This window comes from Staphylococcus sp. HMSC055A09, assembly GCF_001809655.1.
GTDB classification, from domain to species: Bacteria; Bacillota; Bacilli; order Staphylococcales; family Staphylococcaceae; genus Staphylococcus; species Staphylococcus capitis.
The window spans coordinates 425,770-447,299 of the sequence record NZ_KV798369.1 but is presented as its reverse complement, the minus strand read 5'-3'; the positions used below and the strand labels follow the sequence as shown (position 1 = coordinate 447,299).

Sequence of the window (21,530 nt, the reverse complement as noted above, 5' to 3'; positions counted from 1 at the left end):
CTTATGCATTCTCCTTTTCTTCAATCACTTTATAGTTATATTCTTCTATCACTGTGTTAGCGAATAACTTTTCACTTAATGTCGTAATGATATTATCAACCGCTTCATCTGTTGCTTCATCAACCGTCATGTATAGAACTTTACCTACGCGTATGTCATTCACTTGTGTATAACCTAAATCATGTACAGCTCTGTTTAGAGCTTGTCCTTGAGTATCTAATACTTGTGGTTGTAAAGTGATGTGCAATTCGATTGTTTTCATTGTTTAAAATCCTCCAATTTATTCAAGAATGTTTGATACGTTTCAATGAGTGAGCCAGTATCATTTCTATAAACGTCTTTATCAAAGTTTGTATCTGAAAATTTGTCCCATATACGACATGTATCAGGAGAAATTTCATCAGCTAGTAAAATTTCGCCATCATGTGTTTTACCAAATTCAACTTTAAAATCGACAAGTCTTAGCTCCATTTCTTCCATAAGTTGAACCAATACTTTATTAATTTCTTTTGCCATATGTTTTAACTTGTCTATTTCATCATCTTTAGCAATATGAAGTAGTTTTACATGATCATCAGTAATTAAAGGATCGTTAAGGTCATCATTCTTATAGAAAAATTCGACTAATGGTTCTTCAAACACGTGCCCTTTTTCAAATCCTAATCGCTTAGTAATAGAACCAGTGGCGATATTTCTCACTACGACTTCTAATGGGATAATCTCTACTTGTTGTACTATTTGTTCTGTCTCTGAAAGTTGCTTAATGAAGTGGTTATTGATGTCGTTACGAGTTAAATAATCAAATATAATTGATGTGATTTGATTATTTAACTTTCCTTTGCCGGCCATTGTGTCTTTTTTGGCTCCGTTGCCTGCGGTTACTTCATCTTTGTATTCTACTCGCAATTGATATTCTGTATCGGTAGTATAAACGCGTTTTGCTTTTCCTTCATATAATAATGACACTTATTTGTCTCTCCCTTCGAACTTCATTAACATGTATTGTTCAGTTTGATTCACATCATCAGTAAGTAATGTCATATGCCCCATTTTTCTATCTGGTTTGCGTTGCGATTTACCATAGATATGAACGTGCCATTCAGGATGATTTTCAAATTCATTTTCAAGTAAATCTAAGTCGCGTCCGAGTAAATTCATCATTACTGCTGGTTTCAAGACTTCAATTTGTTGTGGGAGTCTCTGTCCTGTTACTGCTAAAATATGGGTATCAAATTGAGAAAAGTCACATGCTTCTATTGAATAGTGTCCAGAATTATGAGGGCGTGGTGCTATCTCATTAACGTAAAGATTATTTTCTTTATCTATAAAAAATTCAACAGTAAATGTACCTACAAAATGAATTGCATTGGTTATCTTATCCACTTCTTTACGCGCTTCATTTTCTTTATTGGATCTAGCAGGTACGACTGTTTTAAATAAGATTTGATTTCTATGTTCATTTTCTTGTAATGGAAAATAAGTTGTTTGTTGCTCATTTCCGATAGTTACTGTAAGAGAAACTTCCTTATCAATATCAAGGTATTGTTCCGCTACACACTCTTGATTAGAAATTAAATCAATCGCTTCATCTAAATTTGACTCATTTTCAACTAGGATTTGTCCTTTCCCATCATATCCACCAAAGCGAGTTTTAACGATGAATGGATACCCTAGTTCCTTAGAAGCTTGATATAAATCTTGTTTATTTTTTATTTGTAGAAAAGGAACGATTTGTGTTCCAGCATCTTTTAGTGTTTGCTTTTCAGTAAGACGATCTTGAAGTAACTGAATTGCTTGATAGCCTTGAGGTATATTGTAGTTTTCTGTAAGTTGTTTAAGTTGTTGTGAAGAAATATTTTCAAATTCATAAGTGATGACGTCTGAACTTTCACCTAGTTCTTTTAATGCTTGTTCGTCGTCATAATTAGCATGAATAAATTGATGTGCAACATAGCGACATGGACTGTCTTCGTTTGGATCAAGGACAATAACCTTAAAGCCCATTTTTTGTGCGGACTGTGCCATCATTTTCCCTAATTGTCCTCCACCAATAATTCCGATTGTTGAACCGAATTTCAGTTTATTGAAGCTCATTTTGCATTGCCTCCACTTTATTCACTAATGTTTTTTCATAATTTTCCAAATTTTTATGAACTGTGTTATCAGTCATACCAATCATTCTAGCTGCTAATATTCCAGCATTTTTTGCACCTGATTTACCTATAGCCGTAGTTGCTACTGGTATTCCACCAGGCATTTGTACTATAGATAATAAAGAATCTAACCCTTTTAAACTTTTTGACTCTATTGGCACACCTATGACAGGTAAAGTAGTCATTGACGCTACCATACCAGGTAAATGTGCTGCTCCACCGGCTCCAGCAATAATAATGTCATAGCCGTTTTGCTTTGCTTGATTAGCGAATTCAAACATAAGTTGTGGCGTACGATGAGCAGAAACCACTTTTTTATCGTACGGAATATTAAATTCATCTAACATCAAGCAACTCTCTTTCATAATCTCCCAGTCTGAAGAACTACCCATAATGACTGCTACTCTCACGTTTTACACCCTTTCAAAAGTTTGGATTGTGATAAGAATTAGTTGTATATTACAGATATAGCATAACAATCATAGGATAGTTTTTCAATCAAAAATCGAACTTTAATTATATTTTTAAATTTAATTTACGTCTTTTGACTATCAATTACTTTATAATTAATGTTAAAGTTAAGATATTAAAGAAATTAAAGGAGGAGTTTTAAGTGGTTGCTAAAGTATTAGATGGAAAACAAATAGCTAAGGAATATCGTCAAGGATTACAAGAACAAGTTGAATCTTTAAAAGAACGTGGTTTCACTCCAAAATTATCAGTTATTCTAGTTGGTAATGATGGCGCAAGTCAAAGTTATGTAAAATCTAAAAAGAAAGCTGCTGAAAAAATAGGAATGATTTCCGAAATTGTACATTTAGATGAATCAACATCAGAAGAAGACGTTCTAAAAGAGTTAGACAGACTTAACAACGATGATTCTGTGAGTGGAATTCTTGTTCAAGTTCCTCTACCGGAACAAGTGAGTGAACAAAAAGTTTTAGAATCTATTAATCCTGATAAAGACGTAGATGGTTTCCATCCTTCAAATATTGGTAAACTCTATATTGATGAGCAAACTTTTGTACCTTGTACACCATTAGGAATTATGGAAATTTTAAAACATGCGGATATTAATCTAGAAGGTAAACATGCTGTTGTAATAGGCAGAAGTCATATTGTTGGTCAACCTGTTTCAAAACTATTACTACAAAAGAATGCAACTGTAACTATTTTACATTCACGATCAAAAGATATGAGTAAACACTTAAAAGATGCAGATGTTATCGTCAGTGCAGTAGGTAAACCTGGCCTTGTAACTAAAGACGTGGTTAAAGAAGGTGCAGTAATTATTGATGTTGGTAATACACCTGATGAAAATGGCAAATTAAAAGGCGATGTAGAATATGAAGAAGTGAAAGAAATCGCCGGAGCAATTACACCTGTTCCAGGTGGTGTAGGACCATTAACAATTACTATGGTACTAAATAATACACTTATAGCAGAAAAAATGCGCAGAGGAATTGAATAAATCTCTACGCTCTATAACTTTCCATTCTTTAAATAAAAAAATTAACCATCTCAGTAATCATTTAAATACTGAGATGGTTTCTTCGTTATATTATACAGTTACACTTAATTTAGGAATGAATGTTTCGTAATGAATTTTATTTGTATCTACATTCATTTCTTTTAATGCTTTTATAATTGATTGTAAGAAGTGAGTACCTCCACAAATATAAATTTCTGTTTCTTCATTAATATAGTCTTTAAGTTTTTCTTCATCTAGATAGCCTTCTGAGTTTTTATCATGTAGGTGATAATCAACAGATTCTTTAGTAGTTGCAATTTCATTAATTAATGATTCAAACGGTGCATCGTTAACATCATTAGTAACCTGAATAAATTGAGCTTTAGACCCATTTGTAACTGCTTCATTAAACATTGGTACTAAAGGGGTAACTCCTATACCAGATCCTAAGAATAATTGTTCGTTATTCAAGTTTTCTACTTTAAATGGACCTACTGGTGCAGATAAATTAATTGAATCACCTTCTACTAACTCATCATGTAATATAGTAGATACCTCTCCTTCATGCTCAGTTGTCACATCTCGTTTAACTGCAAATGTTAAATGTTGTTTGTCACCTTTTACTATTGAATAATGACGTTTTGCACGATACGGCATCTTTTCGCTACTTACATCTACGGTAATGTATTGACCTGGAACAAATTGACTTAAATCATGTTTATCTGAAACAACTGTGAAAGACTTAATATCTGAAGAAATATGTTTAATTTCTTCTATTTTAAATGGTTGGAAACCGTCCCAAGCCATTTGACTATAAATATCCTTTTCAACTGAAATAAATACATCAGCGATATCTTGATAGGCTTTCTTCCATGTTTTAATAATTTCATGATCATCATCTAATCCCACTACTTCTTTTATAGCTGCAATCAGATTTTCACCAACAATATCATATCCAGCAGGTGGTACTTGTAATGCACAGTGTTTATAAGCGATTTCTTTAACTACTGGCATAATATTTTCCAAATGCTCAATGTTAACTGCCGCAGCTAAAACACTTTGTGCAAGTGCAGTTGATTGAAGACCCTTTTGTTGGTTCGTTTGATTAAACATATTTTTTAATTCAGGATGTTGTTTAAACATTCTTTTATAGAAATGTGATGTAATTATTTCACCTTTATCCTGTAATACAGGAACAGTTTCTTTAATGATACTTTTTTCTTTTTCCGTTAACATTATTTCCACTCCCACATATGGTCTCAAAAGGCCTATTAATTTATTGCAAGTTAATTCTATTCCTATTTTTCTAAAAAATAAATAAAATGCTAAAACCTTCACAAAACTTTCAATTTACATAATCTTTAATGAAATTTACTTAAAATATATTTAATTTTTATTAAAACTGGGGTATATTAAGACCATAGTATGATGTATAAATCTTAAATATAAAGTATATTAGATTTAAATCATAGATGACTATCAGACGGAGGTTAAGTTATGAATAAATTACTACAGTCATTATCAGCGCTTGGTGTTTCAGCTACCTTAGTAACGCCTAATTTGAATGCAGAAGCGACTACTAATACCGAACCTCAACTACGCGGGGTCAATGATATTGTAATTGAAAAAGGCCAAGATTATAATTTATTAAATGGTATAAGCGCATATGATAAAGAAGATGGTGACTTAACTCATAAAATCAAAGTCGACGGTCAGGTAGATACATCTAAAGTTGGAAAATATGAAGTTAAATATATAGTAACTGACTCTGATGGAGCAGAAAAAACATCTACGAGATATATTGAAGTAAAATAGAATCTTTCCTATTTAAAGTTGAGAATTTTCTCAACTTTTTTATTTGCAAAATCCCCCTCAACCCTTCAATTGATAACACTTCTCAATACATAAGTTGTATTACATGCAATTTTGTTAAATTTGTCTAATTTCACAAAATGTACACATAATTTTAACAAATCTTAAAATCCCCGTCATACCTTATATCAATGCTTATTCTTTACATATAACAACAAATTTTTTTTTACAGGTACTTGTAAATATTGTGTAATAAACTAAAATTAGTGGTAAGCCCTACATTTGTAGTATTAGGAGGTCAAAAAAAGTGTCAAAATTTAAGTCTTTGCTTCTATTATTTGGCACACTAATTTTACTTAGTGGCTGTTCAAATATAGAAGTTTTTAATGCAAAAGGGCCAGTAGCAAGTAGTCAGAAGTTCTTGATCATCTACTCAATCATCTTCATGCTTGTTATTGTTGTCGTTGTGCTTGCCATGTTTGCATTCTTTATTTATAAGTACAGTTATAATAAGAATGAAGTATCAGGCAAGATGCACCACAATTCTTTAATAGAAACAATTTGGTTTGTGGTACCTATCCTAATCGTTATTGCTTTAGCTGTACCAACAGTTAAAACATTATATGATTATGAGAAACCACCTCAAAAAGACAAAGACCCACTTGTGGTTTACGCAGTAAGCGCTGGTTACAAATGGTTCTTTGCTTACCCAGATCAACACATCGAGACTGTTAATACATTAACAATTCCTAAAGATCGACCAGTCGTATTCAAGCTTCAAGCTATGGATACTATGACAAGTTTCTGGATTCCACAATTAGGTGGTCAGAAATATGCTATGACTGGTATGACAATGAATTGGACTTTAACAGCAGATCAATTAGGTACCTTCAGAGGTCGTAACTCTAACTTCAATGGTGACGGATTTGCTCGTCAAACATTTAAAGTTCACTCTGTAAGCCAAAATGATTTCGATAAATGGGTTAAAGAAGCTAAAGGTAAGAAAACATTAAATCAAGATACATTTGATAAACAACTCTTACCAAGCACACCTAATAAAGAATTAACATTCAATGGTACTCATATGGCGTTTGTTGACCCAGCAGCTGATCCAAAATATATCTTCTACGCTTATAAACGTTATAATTTCGTTCAGAAAGATCCTAACTTCACTGAAGAAAAAGATCTTTATAAAGATGTAAAAGATAAACCTGTTAAACCAGCTCGTAAGGTCAAAGTGACAAACGCGAACTATGAACGTCATGGTATGAAACCTATTATTCTCGGCAACAATGAAAAATATGACAATGAGTTCAAAAAAGAAGAGGACCATAACTCTAAAGAAATGGAAAAAATTTCTAAAGGAGCAAAAGACGAAAATGCGTCTAAACTTCAAAAAAAAGAACATGATGATCATGGAGGTGGACATTAATGAATTTTCCATGGGATGAATTACTCGTTAAAGGTAACTGGATGATTATCATGGCGCAAATTGCTGCCCCATTCTTAGTTATCGGACTTATCGCAGTAATTAGCTATTTTAAATTATGGAAATATCTATACAAAGAATGGTTCACATCCGTAGACCATAAAAAAATCGGTGTAATGTATTTAATCTGTGCCGTATTAATGTTCGTACGTGGTGGTATTGACGCGTTATTAATTCGTACTCAATTAACTATTCCAGATAATAAATTCTTGGAAGCAAACCACTATGATGAAATTTTCAGTACGCACGGTGTAATCATGATTATTTTCATGGCGATGCCTTTCATCTTTGGTTTATGGAATATCGTCGTTCCATTACAAATCGGTGCACGTGATGTTGCCTTCCCTGTAATGAACAACGTTAGTTTCTGGCTATTCTTTGCTGGTATGATTTTATTCAACCTATCATTTATCGTAGGTGGATCTCCAGCTGCAGGTTGGACTAACTATGCACCACTTGCTGGTGAATTTAGTCCTGGACCAGGAGTCAACTACTATTTAGTTGCAATACAAATTTCTGGTCTTGGTACATTAATGACTGGTATTAACTTCTTTGTAACAATACTTAGATGTAAAACTCCTACAATGAAGTTCATGCAAATGCCAATGTTTACTGTAACAACATTTATTACTACGCTTATCGTCATTTTAGCTTTCCCTGTTTTAACAGTTGCGTTAGCATTAATGACTACAGATAGAGTGTTCGGTACACACTTCTTTACAGTAGCAGATGGCGGTATGCCGATGTTATGGGCAAACTTCTTCTGGGTATGGGGGCACCCTGAGGTATACATCGTTATCTTGCCAGCATTCGGTATTTATTCAGAAATTATCCCAACTTTCGCACGTAAACGCCTATTCGGTCACCAAAGCATGGTTTGGGCGACTGCAGGTATCGCGTTCTTAAGTTTCTTAGTTTGGGTTCACCATTTCTTCACTATGGGTAATGGTGCATTAATCAACTCATTCTTCTCAATTTCAACAATGTTAATCGGTGTGCCTACCGGAGTTAAATTATTTAACTGGTTACTAACATTGTATAAAGGTAGAATTACATTCGAGTCACCTATGTTATTCTCACTAGCATTCATCCCTAACTTCCTATTAGGTGGGGTTACAGGTGTAATGTTAGCGATGGCATCTGCTGACTATCAATATCACAACACTTATTTCTTAGTAGCCCACTTCCACTATACATTGGTTACTGGTGTAGTATTTGCCTGCTTAGCTGGTTTAATCTTCTGGTATCCAAAAATGATGGGTTACAAATTAAACGAAACATTAAACAAATGGTGCTTCTGGTTATTCATGATCGGATTTAACGTTTGTTTCTTACCTCAATTCGTACTCGGATTAGATGGTATGCCACGTCGTTTATACACTTACATGCCTTCTGATGGTTGGTGGTTATTAAACTTCATCTCAACTATCGGTGCATTATTAATGGGAATTGGTTTCCTATTCTTAGTTGCAAGTATCGTCTATGCTCATATCAAAGCACCACGTGAAGCAACTGGTGATAACTGGGATGGACTTGGTCGTACTTTAGAGTGGTCAACAGCTTCAGCTATTCCACCTAAATACAACTTTGCAATCACTCCAGATTGGAATGACTACGATACTTTTGTTGATATGAAAGAACATGGTCGTCATTACTTAGACAACCATAATTACAAAGATATTCATATGCCTAACGATACTCCAGTAGGTTTCTGGATGGGTATCTTCTTTACAATCGGTGGTTTCTTCTTAATCTTTGAAACACTCGTTCCTGCAATTATCTGCTTAGCAGGTATCTTTGGAACTATGATTTGGAGAAGTTTCCAAATTGATCATGGTTACCACATCCATGCTTCTGAAGTTGCAGAAACTGAAAAACGTTTAAGAGAAGCTCGTATTAAAGAAAGGGAGGCTGTAAGTCATGAGTCATGATACTAATACAATCGATTCACGTAGTCATGAAGGCGAATTAAATAAACTTGGCTTCTGGATTTTCCTTACAGCTGAATTCGCGTTATTCGGTACCCTATTCGCAACGTTATTAACTTTGCAACACGGTGGCGATTACGCTCACAAAATGACTACAGAGTTATTTGAATTGCCTCTTGTACTAATTATGACATTCTCATTATTATTAAGTTCTTACACTTGTGGTATTGCAATTTACTACATGCGAAAAGAGAAACAGAACTTAATGATGATTTGGATGATTATCACTGTATTATTAGGGCTTGTATTCGTAGGTTTTGAAATTTACGAATTCGCACACTATGCACAAGAAGGAGTAAATCCTACTATCGGTTCCTTCTGGTCTAGTTTCTTCATCCTATTAGGTACGCACGGATGTCACGTATCAGTAGGTATTGTTTGGATCATTTGTTTATTAATCCAAATCGGAACTCGCGGTTTAGATTCATACAATGCTCCTAAATTATTTATAGTAAGTTTATACTGGCACTTCTTAGATGTTGTTTGGATCTTCATCTTCACTGCCGTATATATGATAGGGATGGTGTATAGCGGATGAATACAATCGTAAAACATACTGTCGGTTTCATTGCTTCAATCGTTTTAACGCTTTTAGCAGTTTTCGTAACACTATACACATCAATGACATTCCATGCTAAGGTAACAATTATCTTTGGTTTTGCTTTTATCCAAGCTGCAGTTCAATTATTAATGTTCATGCACTTAACTGAAGGTAAAGATGGTCGAGTTCAATCATTCAAAGTTATCTTCGCAATCATCATTACCCTAGCTATCGTTATTGGTACGTATTGGGTAATGCAAGGTGGTCACTCTCACCACTTATAAAACTGAGGTAAAGATTATCAAGCTCATGGCTTAGTTAATCAACACGCAAGCTAGCATATATATGTTAGCTTGCTTTTTTTATTGTCGAAATTATGATGATACAATGATACGCTTAATGGGAAGTTCATTTTTAGGAGGCGAATTAATATAATGGTAACCCCAATAATTATTGATACTGATCCTGGTATAGATGATGCTGCAGCAATCAGTTTGGGTTTATGTCATCCAGAATTTGATGTAAAAATGATTACTACTGTGAATGGGAATGTAGGTATTGAGAAGACTACCGCAAATGCTTTAAAGCTTAAACATTTCTTTAATAGTGATGTGCCTGTTCATAGAGGTGCATCAAAACCCTTATTAAACGAAATTGTCGACGCTGCACCAGTTCATGGAGAATCTGGTATGGATGGCTATGACTTTCCCCCAATTGCGCAAAAGGATTTGGCATCTACCCACGCTGTTGAAGCTATGAAAGAAACAATTTTAAAGAGCGAGAATCCTATGACTATCATTGCAATTGGTCCATTGACTAATATAGCAATACTCCTTTCTACATATCCTGAAGTAACTGATTACATTAAAGAAATTGTTCTTATGGGTGGTAGTACAGGAAGAGGAAACGTCACGCCTCTAGCAGAATTTAATATTTATTGTGATCCTGAAGCTGCGCAAGTGGTATTTAACTCTGGATTGCCTCTGACAATGATAGGATTAGACTTAGCTAGAGAAGCCATATTTACGCATGATTACGTTAAAAGCTTTAAAAATCAAAATGAAACAGGACAAATGTTACATGATTTATTTCAACACTATCGAAGCGAAGACTTCGAATATGGCGTTAAAATTTATGATGTGTTTACTATTTTATATTTACTGCAACCTCAAGCATTTAATGTCAAAGAAGCAGATGTTCAAATAGAATTAGCTGGTCATTACACTAAAGGAGCAACTGTTGTAGATTTCGAATCTCAATATCCTAATTGTACAGTTGTACTCTCACCTGTAGATAAAGATTACGAAGATTTATTCCTTAACGCACTGAGCTATTGTAAATAGTAACGTATTTATATTGAACTATATATTAAAAAAATCAGACTGAGATAATATTTAATTTCTCAGTCTGATTTAATATATTGGCTAAAAATATCTTTATTGAATATGCGTGGTTTTTATTCTAATCGTCTTTTTAGGTGAATATCTAATGATTTGTACGCTGTTTTTCTTGAACTTTAACACCTGGTGTATTATAAGGTTTCTTTTGATTAAGAATATTATAGAAAATATGTCTCATTTTATCTTCATTAGGCACGAAGCCGTTAGTATTTTTAATATTAGTACCTAATATAGCAACATAACGGTCATTAAAGTATACAGTAAATGTTTGGCCAAAGAACACGCCATTCACTCTATTAAGATATGGCGTAACATAGAAGCCATATCGATATTCTTCAGGATACTCTTCAGTACCAAATTCATGTAGCATTGGATTTGTCACATTAGAGCTAAATAATTTATCTTGTTGAAACTTATTAATAAGTTTACCCATATCGTAAGGTGCCATATATAGGTTCCCTGCACCAAAATATTGATCTAGTACATTAGGACGTAAGAACGAAAATGAATCATTCTTAAATTTATAACCTTTAGCCATTTCATTTTGTAATGGCTTCTCATCGTAAAAAGCAGAATGCTTTAGATGAAATTTATTACCAAGACGTTCGTAATAATTTTGTACGTATGGTTTCCCTGTTACCTTCTCAATCACTTTAGCTAGGACTAAATAGTTTGCATCATTATAACTATGTTTATGATAAACTTTATCATCAATTCCACGTTTCTGAATAGATAATACTGCTTGATCTAAGTTTTTAATGTTTGTTGAAGCTTCGTATTTGTATAATCCACTTTTATGTAACATTAAATCTTTAATTGTTATTTCTTTATCTGTTTTAAACCAAGGTAAATATTTCGTTACAGGGGCATTTAAATCCACCTTATGTTCTAGCTCTAATTGTTTAAGCATTAATCCCGTTGTGAATTTTTGAGAAGAACCAATAAGATACATTGTATTAGCAGTATTTTTCTTACCTTTTTCAATGTCTTTATAACCATATCCTTTATTCATTTTCAATTTACCATTATCAAATATAGCTACTGTACCATTGAAATGCGTTTCTTTTAAATACTTATCAATTTGGCCATACATTGGTTCTTTTTTATCAACTATTGTTTTTAACTTCTCGGGCGCTTTAACTGACTTATCTCTTTTTTCAATATAATTAGTGTTATCGCTTTGATTCTTTAATACTTGCGTTTCTACTTCATGATGTTTACTCCATTTAAATCCTAATATTCCAACTAATACAATCAGTGTAACTAGTACGATTATAAAAAAGATTATTTTAAATTTATTAAGTTTCATTTTTCTTGTTAGCCTCACACATTCATGTCTTTAATATTCAATATAAGTCTCTTGGAATTCTTTAATTAAACTATCAATGTTATTTACGTTTAGTGAAAAATATATCTTAATTTTAGGCTCTGTACCTGATGGCCTAATAGCTATAAAACCTTCATCAAATATTAGACGTATTAAGTTTGCATTAGGTAAGTAAGTGGCTTTTTCTTTCCCACTTTCTATATACTTAATTGTTCCTAATTGATAATCCTCAATTGCTTTTACATCTAACCCACACACTTGATGTATTTCTTTATTTCTAAATGAATTTATAATTGTTTCTATTTTACGCTGCCCATCCGCACCTTCAAATACAGGACTTAAATTAACATTTTGATAATGACCGACTGTACGATATATATCATCAAGTGTATCTTTTAAAGTAATATTATTTTCGTAAAGTAGATTTTTAAATTTGATGATTAAAGGTACGATTTGAAGAGCATCCTTATCTCTTACAAATGGTTCAACCATATAGCCATTACTTTCTTCAAATGCTAACAATAGTTTTTCATTAGTATGGCTCTTATCATTTAAAATTTCCGAAATATACTTAAATCCTGTAAGCACATTATAAACATTAACATTTAAAACATCCGCCAATTTTTCACTTAGTTCACTAGTTACTATGGACTTAACAATATATAAATCTTCATATGAAGCATCAATTAGGTCTTGATACCTTAATTTCATTAATATAAGTCCTAATTCATTACCATTGAAAAATTTATATTCTCCATTATCTAAACGTTCTACTATCCCTAATCTATCTGCGTCAGGATCAGTAGCAATAATGAGTTGTGCATCACTTTCTTCAGCTAGCTTCTTCCCTACTTCAAATGCGGATTCGTCCTCAGGGTTAGGACTATTTAGTGTAGGAAATGTTCCGTCTGGAATAGATTGTGATTGAGCAATAACATAATTATCATAATTGAGTTTGTCCAAAATGTCAGAAACTATAGGCAAACTTGTTCCATGTAGACTAGTTAGTACTGTTTTAGCATTCTTTTTTTCAATGTTTCCCGTAGCCCTAATAACTTCATTTATGTAATTATTTCTAACATCTTTGCTTGCAAAATTAATTTGATCTTTAGTTACTAACTTATCAAAGCTACCGATTTCTATATCTAATGGATTTTCAATTTCGTCTATATAACTACTTAAAATTTCAGAGTCTTTAGGTAATAGTTGCCCACCATATTCATTATAAACTTTAATACCATTATAATTTTTGGGATTGTGGCTTGCTGTTATCATTACCCCACCATCTGCCCCGTAATATCTTATAGCATGAGAGAGTTCAGGTGTAGATTTATAGCTTTCTGCAGTAATAACTTTAACTCCGTTATCAGCTAATATTGTAGATAATTCTTTAGAGAAAGCTTCTGAAAGTAATCTAGAATCGTAAAAGACAACAATAGTTGCTTCATTAGAATTTGCTTTTATAAATTTTGCTAAGCCTAAAGCTACTTTTCTTACCGTGAAAGCGTTCATTCTACCAGGACCAATGCCAAACTTCCCTCTAATTCCAGCAGTCCCAAAAGATAACTGTGTTGTTAACCCTTCTTCTATTTCTCTTTCGTTCTGTTGCTCATAAAACGATTGAATTAAACTTTCATCCAAACGCTTTATCCATTCTTGTTTCATTAGTAATCTCCTTTCTTATAAACAATCAATGTAAAGGAAAGTAGCACGTCGAATCTATGGTGAAAATTTGATAATTGAAATTGTATTTGATAATTGTTTTTACAAATTTTATATATTTGATTAGCTATGCATTATTATAACTTAATGACATAGATAAATCACTTTAATTAGATAATACGCTTATTTAAAAATAATTCTATAGTACTTTAGTACCATAAAGGGTTTTACAGAAATTTATTTCCAAACTTATAGAAAAAATAATGTAAACTTAGTTTTAAGATTGTAAAATTAATGTGAAGCTATGAGTTGTAATTTTGCTTATAAAGTAATACAATTTAAGGCTATAGTGCATAAATACAAAAGTAAAAACGTATCTCATAACTATATACAAATTTCAGCACATAAATATAAATTTTAATAATAAAATAGGAGCACTTACGATGAACAAATTTTTAAAGTATTTTTTAATATTATTAACATTCGTTCTTGTCGTCGTTCCAATCATATTTGCTACTCAATTATATAAAAGTTCAGAATCTGCTTTTGAAAAGTCTCAAGATCAGCATAATGCGCAACGTCAATCCACTTTAAGAGATTCAAAAGTAAATCCTGAAAAGCAACCTATTTCTATTTTATTTTTAGGAATAGATGATAATGAAGGCAGAGAAAAGAACGGACAAAGTATTGAACACTCTAGATCAGATGCAATGATTTTATCAACATTTAATCAAAAGAAACATCAAATTAGAATGTTAAGTATTCCACGCGATACAATTAGTTATATACCAAAAGTAGGCTATTATGATAAAATCACTCACGCTCATGCATACGGTGGTCCTATAGCTGCTATGGACTCTGTTGAAGCGACAATGAATGTACCAGTAGATTACTATGTTCGAATTAATATGAAAGCATTTGTTGAAGCTGTTGATGAATTAGGCGGTATTTATTATGATGTGCCTTATAATTTAAATGAACCAAATAGTGACGATACCGGCAGAATAAAAATTAAAAAAGGCTATCAAAAATTAAATGGTGACCAAGCTTTAGCTGTAGCTCGAACAAGACATCATGATTCAGATTTAAAACGTGGTCAAAGACAAATGGACTTAATAAAAATTCTTTTCCAAAAAGCCCAAAGTTTAGATTCAATTGATAAATTAGATAATGTAGTTGAAATCGTTGGTAAAAATGCTAAACATAATCTTACTAAAAAGGAAATTCAATCATTAGCTAAGATGTATCTTACAGGCAACACAGATATAAAAACATCCCAACTTGAAGGTAAAGACGATTATTTAGATGGTATTTATTACTATAATCCAAGTGTTAAAAGTATAATGAAATATTCAAATATCTTGCGCTCTGATTTAGGCTTATCTAAAATAACAGATAAAGACGACTTTTTAGACCATAGAGTTATCAAACATTATGGTTCACTCGTCCCATTAACAGAGTTAAGTGATAGTTTATTACGTCAAAATCAAAAAGACACAACAAGCGATGATGACAATAATAACAACGATACAATGAATGATAACTCAAATAACGAAGCAACATTCAACAATAACGATCAAAATGATGGTCAAGAAGATACAGGTAATAATAATCAAACAACTGATGACAACAATTACCAAAATCAATATCAACAAAATAATGAGCAAAATAACACATTAAATGATGATGCTAATATGAATGTTCAATAACTATTTATTAATCATGTTTACATCGCAGTTATTTAATTAGGAGAGGAGCTTATACAATGAGTCGCAAAACATATGAAAAGGTCGCTAATATTAATGGCATGTTTAATATGTTGGAACAACAAATTGTTCATAGTAAAGACATGGCCCTATTTCGTAATGAATTCTTCTATGTCAATCATGAGCATAGAGAAAACTACGAAGCATTACTTGTTTACTATAAAAACAGTTTCGATAATCCAGTCGTCGACGGCGCTTGTTATATTGTCGCCCTTCCTGAGATTTTCAATAAAGTAGATGTATTCGAATCTGACTTACCTTTCACATGGGTTTATGATGAAAATGGTATAACTGAAACTATGAAAAGTATTAGCGTACCTTTACAATACCTAATCGCTGCTGCACTTGAAGTGACAGACGTTAACTTGTTTAAACCATCTGGCTTTACGATGGGCATGAATAACTGGAATATAGCGCAATTAAGAATTTTTTGGCAATATTGCGCCATTGTACGAAAAGAAGCTCTATAAATGAAACATTCAGAGTGTTTTAATATAACTCTAACTTTCCGCTAACATTGCTTTTAACTATGTTAGCGGTTTTTTTTATAAATAATTTTTTGATTCTTGGATGTGCCATCTCTTCTAGAATGAAAATTTTATTAAAAAACTGTTCAATTTGTGATTTAATTACATGATTTTGGGAATTATTAGAGATACTGGAGGTTTTAAATGTTTAAGAAAGTTATTAATGAAGACATGTTGAATGATTGTTTTATGATAAGAAAAAAAGTTTTCGTCAAAGAACAACACGTCCCTGAGGAGAATGAAATAGATAATTATGAAGAAATATCATATCACATAATTGGTTATACAAAAGATGGTGATCCGTTTGCTACCGCTAGAATTAGACCTATTAAAGAAAAGTTAGGAAAAGTGGAACGTGTAGCTATCATTAAAGAACATAGAGGATTGGGTTACGGTAAACTATTAATGAACTCTATTGAAGAATTAGCTAATGATTTAAACTTTGACGAATTAACTATGCATGCACAAACACATGCGCAAACTTTTTACGAAAAAATCGGTTATAAAGCATTCGGGAATACTTTCATTGAAGAAAATATCGAACACATCAGAATGAATAAAGCAATATAACAACTTTTTATATTCAATTTTCAACTTTGCACAAACTTAAAAATGTAATATTTAATATGCATTTTACACTAATGAAAATGAATAGAAAACGCGTAATTAATGCTTTAACTGTATGAATACTAAAATAATTATCAGTTAGTCATAGGTTAAAGTTTGATTACAAAACTGTTAAAAGTAATACAGATATTACAACTAATATTATAATTGGTACAAAATAAAATATATTATGAGGAGTAAATAAAAATATGACGAAGAAATTCAATTACAAATTACCGTCAATGGTTGCATTAACGTTATTTGGAACTGCCTTCACTGCTCACCACGCACACGCCGCAGAAAACACTCAAGATCAAACAAACAATAAAAACGTATTGGATGACCAAGCTACTCTTAAACAAGCTGAACAAGTTAAAGAGAAAGTCTCTCAACCAGCACAAAATGTTTCAGGAACTCAAACTTATCAAGATCCTACGAAAGTTCAATCAAATGATGATACCACTTCAAATACATACGATGCCTCACTAGATGAATTAAACGGTTCTTCAAGTAAAACTTCTCAAGATCAATCGAACAATTCAGCTCAAACTGACCAACAAACTCAAGATGCTAACGTAACAATTTCAAATAAAGAAGATGCTAGCACACAAGATGATCATAAGGAAGCTTCACAATCTGAACAACATGAACAAGATGCAACTAGTCCTTCTACTAAAGAAGACTTAAAATCAGATAATAATGAAGATGTTTCACAACCTGAACAACAAAATCATGAATCTAGCTTGGACAAAAATGAAGTTACTTCACAATCTGAAGAAGTAGCTCACCCATCAAATACTGAAGATTCAAAATCTAATGAGAGTCAACAAGTAGACAACTCATCTACAAACGAGCAATATGCATCTCAAACACAAAGTAATGACAATAAAGAGTTAGATACTACTCAATCATCATTAAACAAAACTAATGAAAAGGAAAATAGTGAGACTTCTATTTCTAATTCAAGTCATTCTAATCATCAAACAACTAAAAATTCTAATAGTCAACAACCAACTGATGAAGAAACTAATCAATCAAGCGCTAAAGTAAGTAGCACTAATCAATCAGGGTATAATTTTGACTATGACGAATATGATGAGACTGAAGATACAGATGTATCTAATGTTCAAGCTTCAACATCTAATGAAGCAGATTCTCATACAACTCGAACTAATAATGATAAGCAGCCTCAAAACGCGTCATTAACTGCTCAAGCTAAAGAGGACAATAGTTCAGAGCCTAAAGCTGAATCTAATAAATCTAAAAATAATGAATCAACTAATAAAGCTACAACTACTAGTGTGAAAGCTACTAACAGTAACGCTACTACTAGTTCAAACAAATCAACTAATGAAAAAGCTACTTCTAATAATGATAAAAAAGTGACTACATTTAGTTCAGTAGCTAAACCTAGAATGATGTATTCAGTAAATAAGAAAACGACATCTAAAGCCACTTCTTCTTTACCTAAATACACACCTCAAGTTAAATCGTCAATCAATGATTATATTCGTAAGAATAATTTCAAAGCACCTCAAATTGAAGAAAACTACACTTCATATTTCCCTAAATATGGTTATAGATATGGTGTAGGTCGCCCTGAGGGAATCGTAGTACATGACACTGCAAATGAAAACTCTACAATTGATGGCGAAATTAATTTTATGAAGAATAATTATGAATCAGCATTTGTACACGCATTTGTTGACGGCAATAGAATTGTTGAAACTGCGCCAACTGATTATTTATCTTGGGGCGCAGGTCCAGCTGGTAACGAGCGTTTTATTAATGTTGAGATTGTTCACACACATGATTACGCTTCATTTGCGCGCTCTATGAATAACTACGCAGACTATGCTGCAACTCAACTTGTTTATTATGGTTTAAAACCAGATAGTGCTGAGAATGATGGTCAAGGTACAGTATGGACTCACTATGCAATTAGCCGATGGTTAGGTGGTACAGACCATGCAGACCCTCATCAATATTTCAGTAATCATAATTACAGTTATGCTGAACTTTATGATCTAATTAATGAAAAATACTTAATTAAAACTGGACAAGTTGCACCTTGGGGTACTACTTCTTCAAGTTCAACTAAACCATCAGGTGGTTCAAGTTCATCAAGTAGCGATAAATTAACTGTAAAAGCTAATAGTGGTGTCGCTCAAATCAAACCTAGCAACAGTGGATTATATACTACAGTCTACGATTCTAAAGGACATTCTACTGATCAAGCTCAAAAAACTTTATCTGTAACTAAATCTGCAACTTTAGGTAATAATAAATTTTATCTTGTTGAAGATTATAATAGCGGTAAAAAGTATGGTTGGGTTAAACAAAGCGATGTCGTTTACAACACAGCGAAATCACCTGTTAAAGTAAATCAAACTTTCAATGTGAAAGCAGGTTCAACACTTTACACTGTACCATGGGGTACACCAAGCCAAGTAGCTAGTAAAGTTTCAGGTTCTGGTAACCAAACATTTAAAGCTACAAAACAACAACAAATTGATAAAGCTATTTATTTATACGGTACAGTAAATGGTAAATCTGGTTGGATTAGTAAGTATTATTTAACTACTCCATCATCAAGTAGCAATTCAACTAAACCATCAAGTGGTTCAAGTTCTTCATCAACTAGTAATAATAAATTAACTGTATCTGCAAATAGCGGTGTTGCTCAAATTAAATCTAAAAATAATGGCGTTTATACAACCGTTTATGACAGTAAAGGTAAAAAAACAGACCAAGTACAACGTACTTTAGCTGTTACAAAATCAGCTACTTTAGGTAATGATAAATTCTACCTAGTTGAAGACTATAACACTGGTAAAAAATATGGTTGGGTTAAACAAAGTGATGTAGTGTATAACACAGCGAAATCACCTGTTAAAGTGAACGCAACTTATACTATTAAACCTGGCGTTAAATTATATACGGTACCTTGGGGTACATTTAATCAAGAAGCTAGTAAAGTTTCAGGTTCTGGCAACCAAACATTCAAAGCTACGAAACAACAACAAATCGACAAAGCTACTTATTTATATGGAACGGTCAATGGTAAATCTGGTTGGGTAAGTAAATATTATTTAACTGCACCAACTCAATCTAAAGTTGCAACGAGCAGTAAAGTCACAACTGCGAATAGAGCTGCTTCAACTCAATCAACATCTAAAGCAACTCAAAGTGCAACAACTCAAACTATAAATAAAGTAGCACAGGTTAAAGCTAATAATTCAGGTATCAAAACATCTGTTTATGATAAAACAGCTAAAAGCGGCACTAAATATGCTAACCGTACCTTTGTTATTAGCAAACAACGTACTGAAGGTAACAACACTTATGTTTTACTTCAAGACAGCACTCAAAATACACCTTTAGGTTGGGTAAACATTAAAGATGTTACAAGCCAAAACTTAGGTAAACAAACAAAATCTACAGGTAAATATAAAGTTAATTCAGAAAACAACGGATTATATTCTATTGCTTGGGGCACGAAGAACCAACAACTTCTTTCATCAAAAATGATTTCAAATAAAGCGTTTAGTGCTGCTAGATCGGTATATGTTGGAAAAGAATTATTCTTATATGGAACAGTTGATAACAGAACAGGTTGGATAGCAGCTAAAGACTTAACTCAAAATAGAACTGATGCTCAAGCTACTCCATATCATTACACGTTTGTTGTAAATAATAATAAGGGTTACTACTATAATGATGTTGCAAATAACGCCCATTATTCACTCAACTCTTATTACAATCAACCATTCTTTGTATCGAAACAAATGAAAGTCGACGGTGTAACTTGGTATTATGGTCAATTAACAAATGGTAAATATGTATGGATTAAATCAACTGACTTGTCTAAAGAGTCAATCAGATACGTTAAAACTGGTATGACTTTAACAAAAGCAGCAAATATTCAAAATAATTCATACTATAACCCTCAAGTTCAAAGAACAGCAGGAAAATGGGAAGATGCTAATTATGATGAAATTAAAAACGCTATGGATCCTATTAGATTAGCTAAAGACGATGAGTATAAATATCAATTCTTACTTTTAGACCAACCACAATATTTACCAGTTTCAGCACTTAATAAATTGCTGGAAGGTAAAGGTGTTCTAGAAGGACAAGGCGCGTCATTTAGCCAAGCTGCTAAAAAGTATGGTATTAATGAGATTTATTTAATATCTCACGCTTTAATAGAAACTGGTTATGGTACTTCTGATTTAGCTAAAGGTGGAGACATTGTTAACGGTAAATTCACTAATAAATCAGCTAAAAAATATCACAATGTATTTGGTATAGGCGCATATGATGATAATCCTTTAATAGAAGGCATTAAATATGCAAAAGAAGCTGGTTGGGATTCAGTTTCCAAAGCTATTGTTGGCGGAGCTAAATTTATTGGTCAATCTTATGTCAAAGCAGGACAAAATACGCTTTATAAAATGCGTTGGAACCCTGCACATCCAGGTACACATCAATACGCTACAGATATTAACTGGGCTAATTTAAACGCTCAAGTTATTAAAGGTTTCTACGATAAAATGGGTGAAGTTGGTAAATACTTTGAAATCCCACAATACAATAAATAATTAGTAATTCTAATTAGGGCATCTCTTAAGTAAAATAACTTAGAGGTGCCCTTTTTCCATTTTTAACTCATTTTGAACTTACGTCTCGTTATGAATAAAAAAATAAGCAACTTATATCAGTAATAAAATATTACTTATAAGTTACTTACCTTTTTAGTCAAATATTTGTTTAGATGTATATTGC

Annotated in this window: 18 protein-coding genes; 11 read left to right on the top strand and 7 right to left on the bottom strand. The window is 32.5% G+C overall.

Annotated elements, in window-relative coordinates; all coding sequences use genetic code 11:
- Position 1 precedes the first annotated feature (1 nt).
- Genes purS through purE form a run of 4 tightly spaced genes read right to left on the bottom strand, consistent with a single transcriptional unit; the run spans position 2 to position 2,563 of the window.
- Positions 2-262, bottom strand: coding sequence for a phosphoribosylformylglycinamidine synthase subunit PurS (gene purS / locus HMPREF2642_RS07735; protein WP_030065170.1), 261 nt, complete (start codon positions 260-262; stop codon positions 2-4).
- The gene (gene purC, locus HMPREF2642_RS07730; protein ID WP_030065168.1) at positions 259-966 is read right to left on the bottom strand and encodes a phosphoribosylaminoimidazolesuccinocarboxamide synthase; all 708 of its coding nucleotides are present in this window, start codon (positions 964-966) and stop codon (positions 259-261) included. The genes purS and purC overlap by 4 nt, the downstream gene beginning before the upstream one ends.
- Positions 967-2,094 carry a 5-(carboxyamino)imidazole ribonucleotide synthase gene (gene purK, locus HMPREF2642_RS07725; RefSeq protein ID WP_002435349.1) on the bottom strand — a complete coding sequence of 376 codons (1,128 nt, stop codon included), beginning with the start codon at positions 2,092-2,094 and terminating at the stop codon, positions 967-969.
- Positions 2,081-2,563, bottom strand: coding sequence for a 5-(carboxyamino)imidazole ribonucleotide mutase (purE, locus tag HMPREF2642_RS07720; RefSeq protein ID WP_030065166.1), 483 nt, complete (start codon positions 2,561-2,563; stop codon positions 2,081-2,083). The genes purK and purE overlap by 14 nt, the downstream gene beginning before the upstream one ends.
- A gap of 203 nt (positions 2,564-2,766) precedes the next feature.
- Between purE and folD the strand changes: the two genes are divergently transcribed.
- A complete protein-coding gene (gene folD, locus HMPREF2642_RS07715) occupies positions 2,767-3,624 on the top strand; it encodes a bifunctional methylenetetrahydrofolate dehydrogenase/methenyltetrahydrofolate cyclohydrolase FolD (protein WP_002435335.1) in 858 nt (285 codons plus the stop codon).
- A gap of 90 nt (positions 3,625-3,714) precedes the next feature.
- Here folD and HMPREF2642_RS07710 read toward each other — a convergent pair whose 3' ends face one another.
- The gene (locus HMPREF2642_RS07710) at positions 3,715-4,860 is read right to left on the bottom strand and encodes a globin domain-containing protein (protein ID WP_023350481.1); all 1,146 of its coding nucleotides are present in this window, start codon (positions 4,858-4,860) and stop codon (positions 3,715-3,717) included.
- A 261-nt stretch (positions 4,861-5,121) separates the two neighbouring features.
- Here HMPREF2642_RS07710 and HMPREF2642_RS07705 point away from each other — a divergent pair, with 261 nt between their 5' ends.
- The 6 genes from HMPREF2642_RS07705 to rihC all read left to right on the top strand — a co-directional run bounded on the left by HMPREF2642_RS07705 (position 5,122) and on the right by rihC (position 10,797).
- Positions 5,122-5,439, top strand: coding sequence for a DUF5011 domain-containing protein (locus HMPREF2642_RS07705; RefSeq protein ID WP_002435347.1), 318 nt, complete (start codon positions 5,122-5,124; stop codon positions 5,437-5,439).
- Between the two features lie 304 nt (positions 5,440-5,743).
- Positions 5,744-6,868, top strand: a complete 1,125-nt coding sequence (gene qoxA, locus HMPREF2642_RS07700; RefSeq protein WP_070597765.1) for a cytochrome aa3 quinol oxidase subunit II — start codon at positions 5,744-5,746, stop codon at positions 6,866-6,868.
- Positions 6,868-8,856, top strand: coding sequence for a cytochrome aa3 quinol oxidase subunit I (gene qoxB / locus HMPREF2642_RS07695; RefSeq protein ID WP_002435303.1), 1,989 nt, complete (start codon positions 6,868-6,870; stop codon positions 8,854-8,856). The genes qoxA and qoxB overlap by 1 nt, the downstream gene beginning before the upstream one ends.
- Entirely contained in the window at positions 8,846-9,451 is a 606-nt protein-coding gene (gene qoxC, locus HMPREF2642_RS07690; RefSeq protein WP_002435471.1) for a cytochrome aa3 quinol oxidase subunit III, read from the top strand. Before qoxB ends, qoxC begins: the two co-directional genes overlap by 11 nt.
- On the top strand, positions 9,448-9,738 hold the full coding sequence (qoxD, locus tag HMPREF2642_RS07685; RefSeq protein WP_002435478.1) for a cytochrome aa3 quinol oxidase subunit IV: 291 nt from the start codon (positions 9,448-9,450) through the stop codon (positions 9,736-9,738). The genes qoxC and qoxD overlap by 4 nt, the downstream gene beginning before the upstream one ends.
- A gap of 150 nt (positions 9,739-9,888) precedes the next feature.
- Positions 9,889-10,797 (top strand): ribonucleoside hydrolase RihC, encoded by a 909-nt coding sequence (rihC, locus tag HMPREF2642_RS07680; protein ID WP_030065165.1) that lies wholly within the window; start codon positions 9,889-9,891, stop codon positions 10,795-10,797.
- A gap of 142 nt (positions 10,798-10,939) precedes the next feature.
- On the opposite strand, the gene HMPREF2642_RS07675 is transcribed toward rihC, so the two are convergent.
- Together HMPREF2642_RS07675 and HMPREF2642_RS07670 are read right to left on the bottom strand one after the other, a co-directional pair.
- Entirely contained in the window at positions 10,940-12,163 is a 1,224-nt protein-coding gene (locus tag HMPREF2642_RS07675; protein WP_030065164.1) for a serine hydrolase domain-containing protein, read from the bottom strand.
- A gap of 30 nt (positions 12,164-12,193) precedes the next feature.
- Positions 12,194-13,846, bottom strand: coding sequence for a phospho-sugar mutase (locus HMPREF2642_RS07670; protein ID WP_030065163.1), 1,653 nt, complete (start codon positions 13,844-13,846; stop codon positions 12,194-12,196).
- A gap of 440 nt (positions 13,847-14,286) precedes the next feature.
- On the opposite strand from HMPREF2642_RS07670, the gene HMPREF2642_RS07665 reads away from it, so the two are divergent.
- The 4 genes from HMPREF2642_RS07665 to HMPREF2642_RS07650 all read left to right on the top strand — a co-directional run bounded on the left by HMPREF2642_RS07665 (position 14,287) and on the right by HMPREF2642_RS07650 (position 21,346).
- A complete protein-coding gene (locus HMPREF2642_RS07665; RefSeq protein ID WP_030065162.1) occupies positions 14,287-15,552 on the top strand; it encodes an LCP family protein in 1,266 nt (421 codons plus the stop codon).
- Between the two features lie 56 nt (positions 15,553-15,608).
- Positions 15,609-16,079, top strand: coding sequence for a DUF2538 family protein (locus tag HMPREF2642_RS07660; protein WP_002435360.1), 471 nt, complete (start codon positions 15,609-15,611; stop codon positions 16,077-16,079).
- Between the two features lie 201 nt (positions 16,080-16,280).
- The gene (locus HMPREF2642_RS07655; protein WP_002435317.1) at positions 16,281-16,706 is read left to right on the top strand and encodes a GNAT family N-acetyltransferase; all 426 of its coding nucleotides are present in this window, start codon (positions 16,281-16,283) and stop codon (positions 16,704-16,706) included.
- Positions 16,707-17,485: 779 nt separating this feature from the next.
- Positions 17,486-21,346, top strand: coding sequence for a glucosaminidase domain-containing protein (locus tag HMPREF2642_RS07650; protein ID WP_371094473.1), 3,861 nt, complete (start codon positions 17,486-17,488; stop codon positions 21,344-21,346).
- The last annotated feature ends 184 nt before the right edge of the window (positions 21,347-21,530 follow it).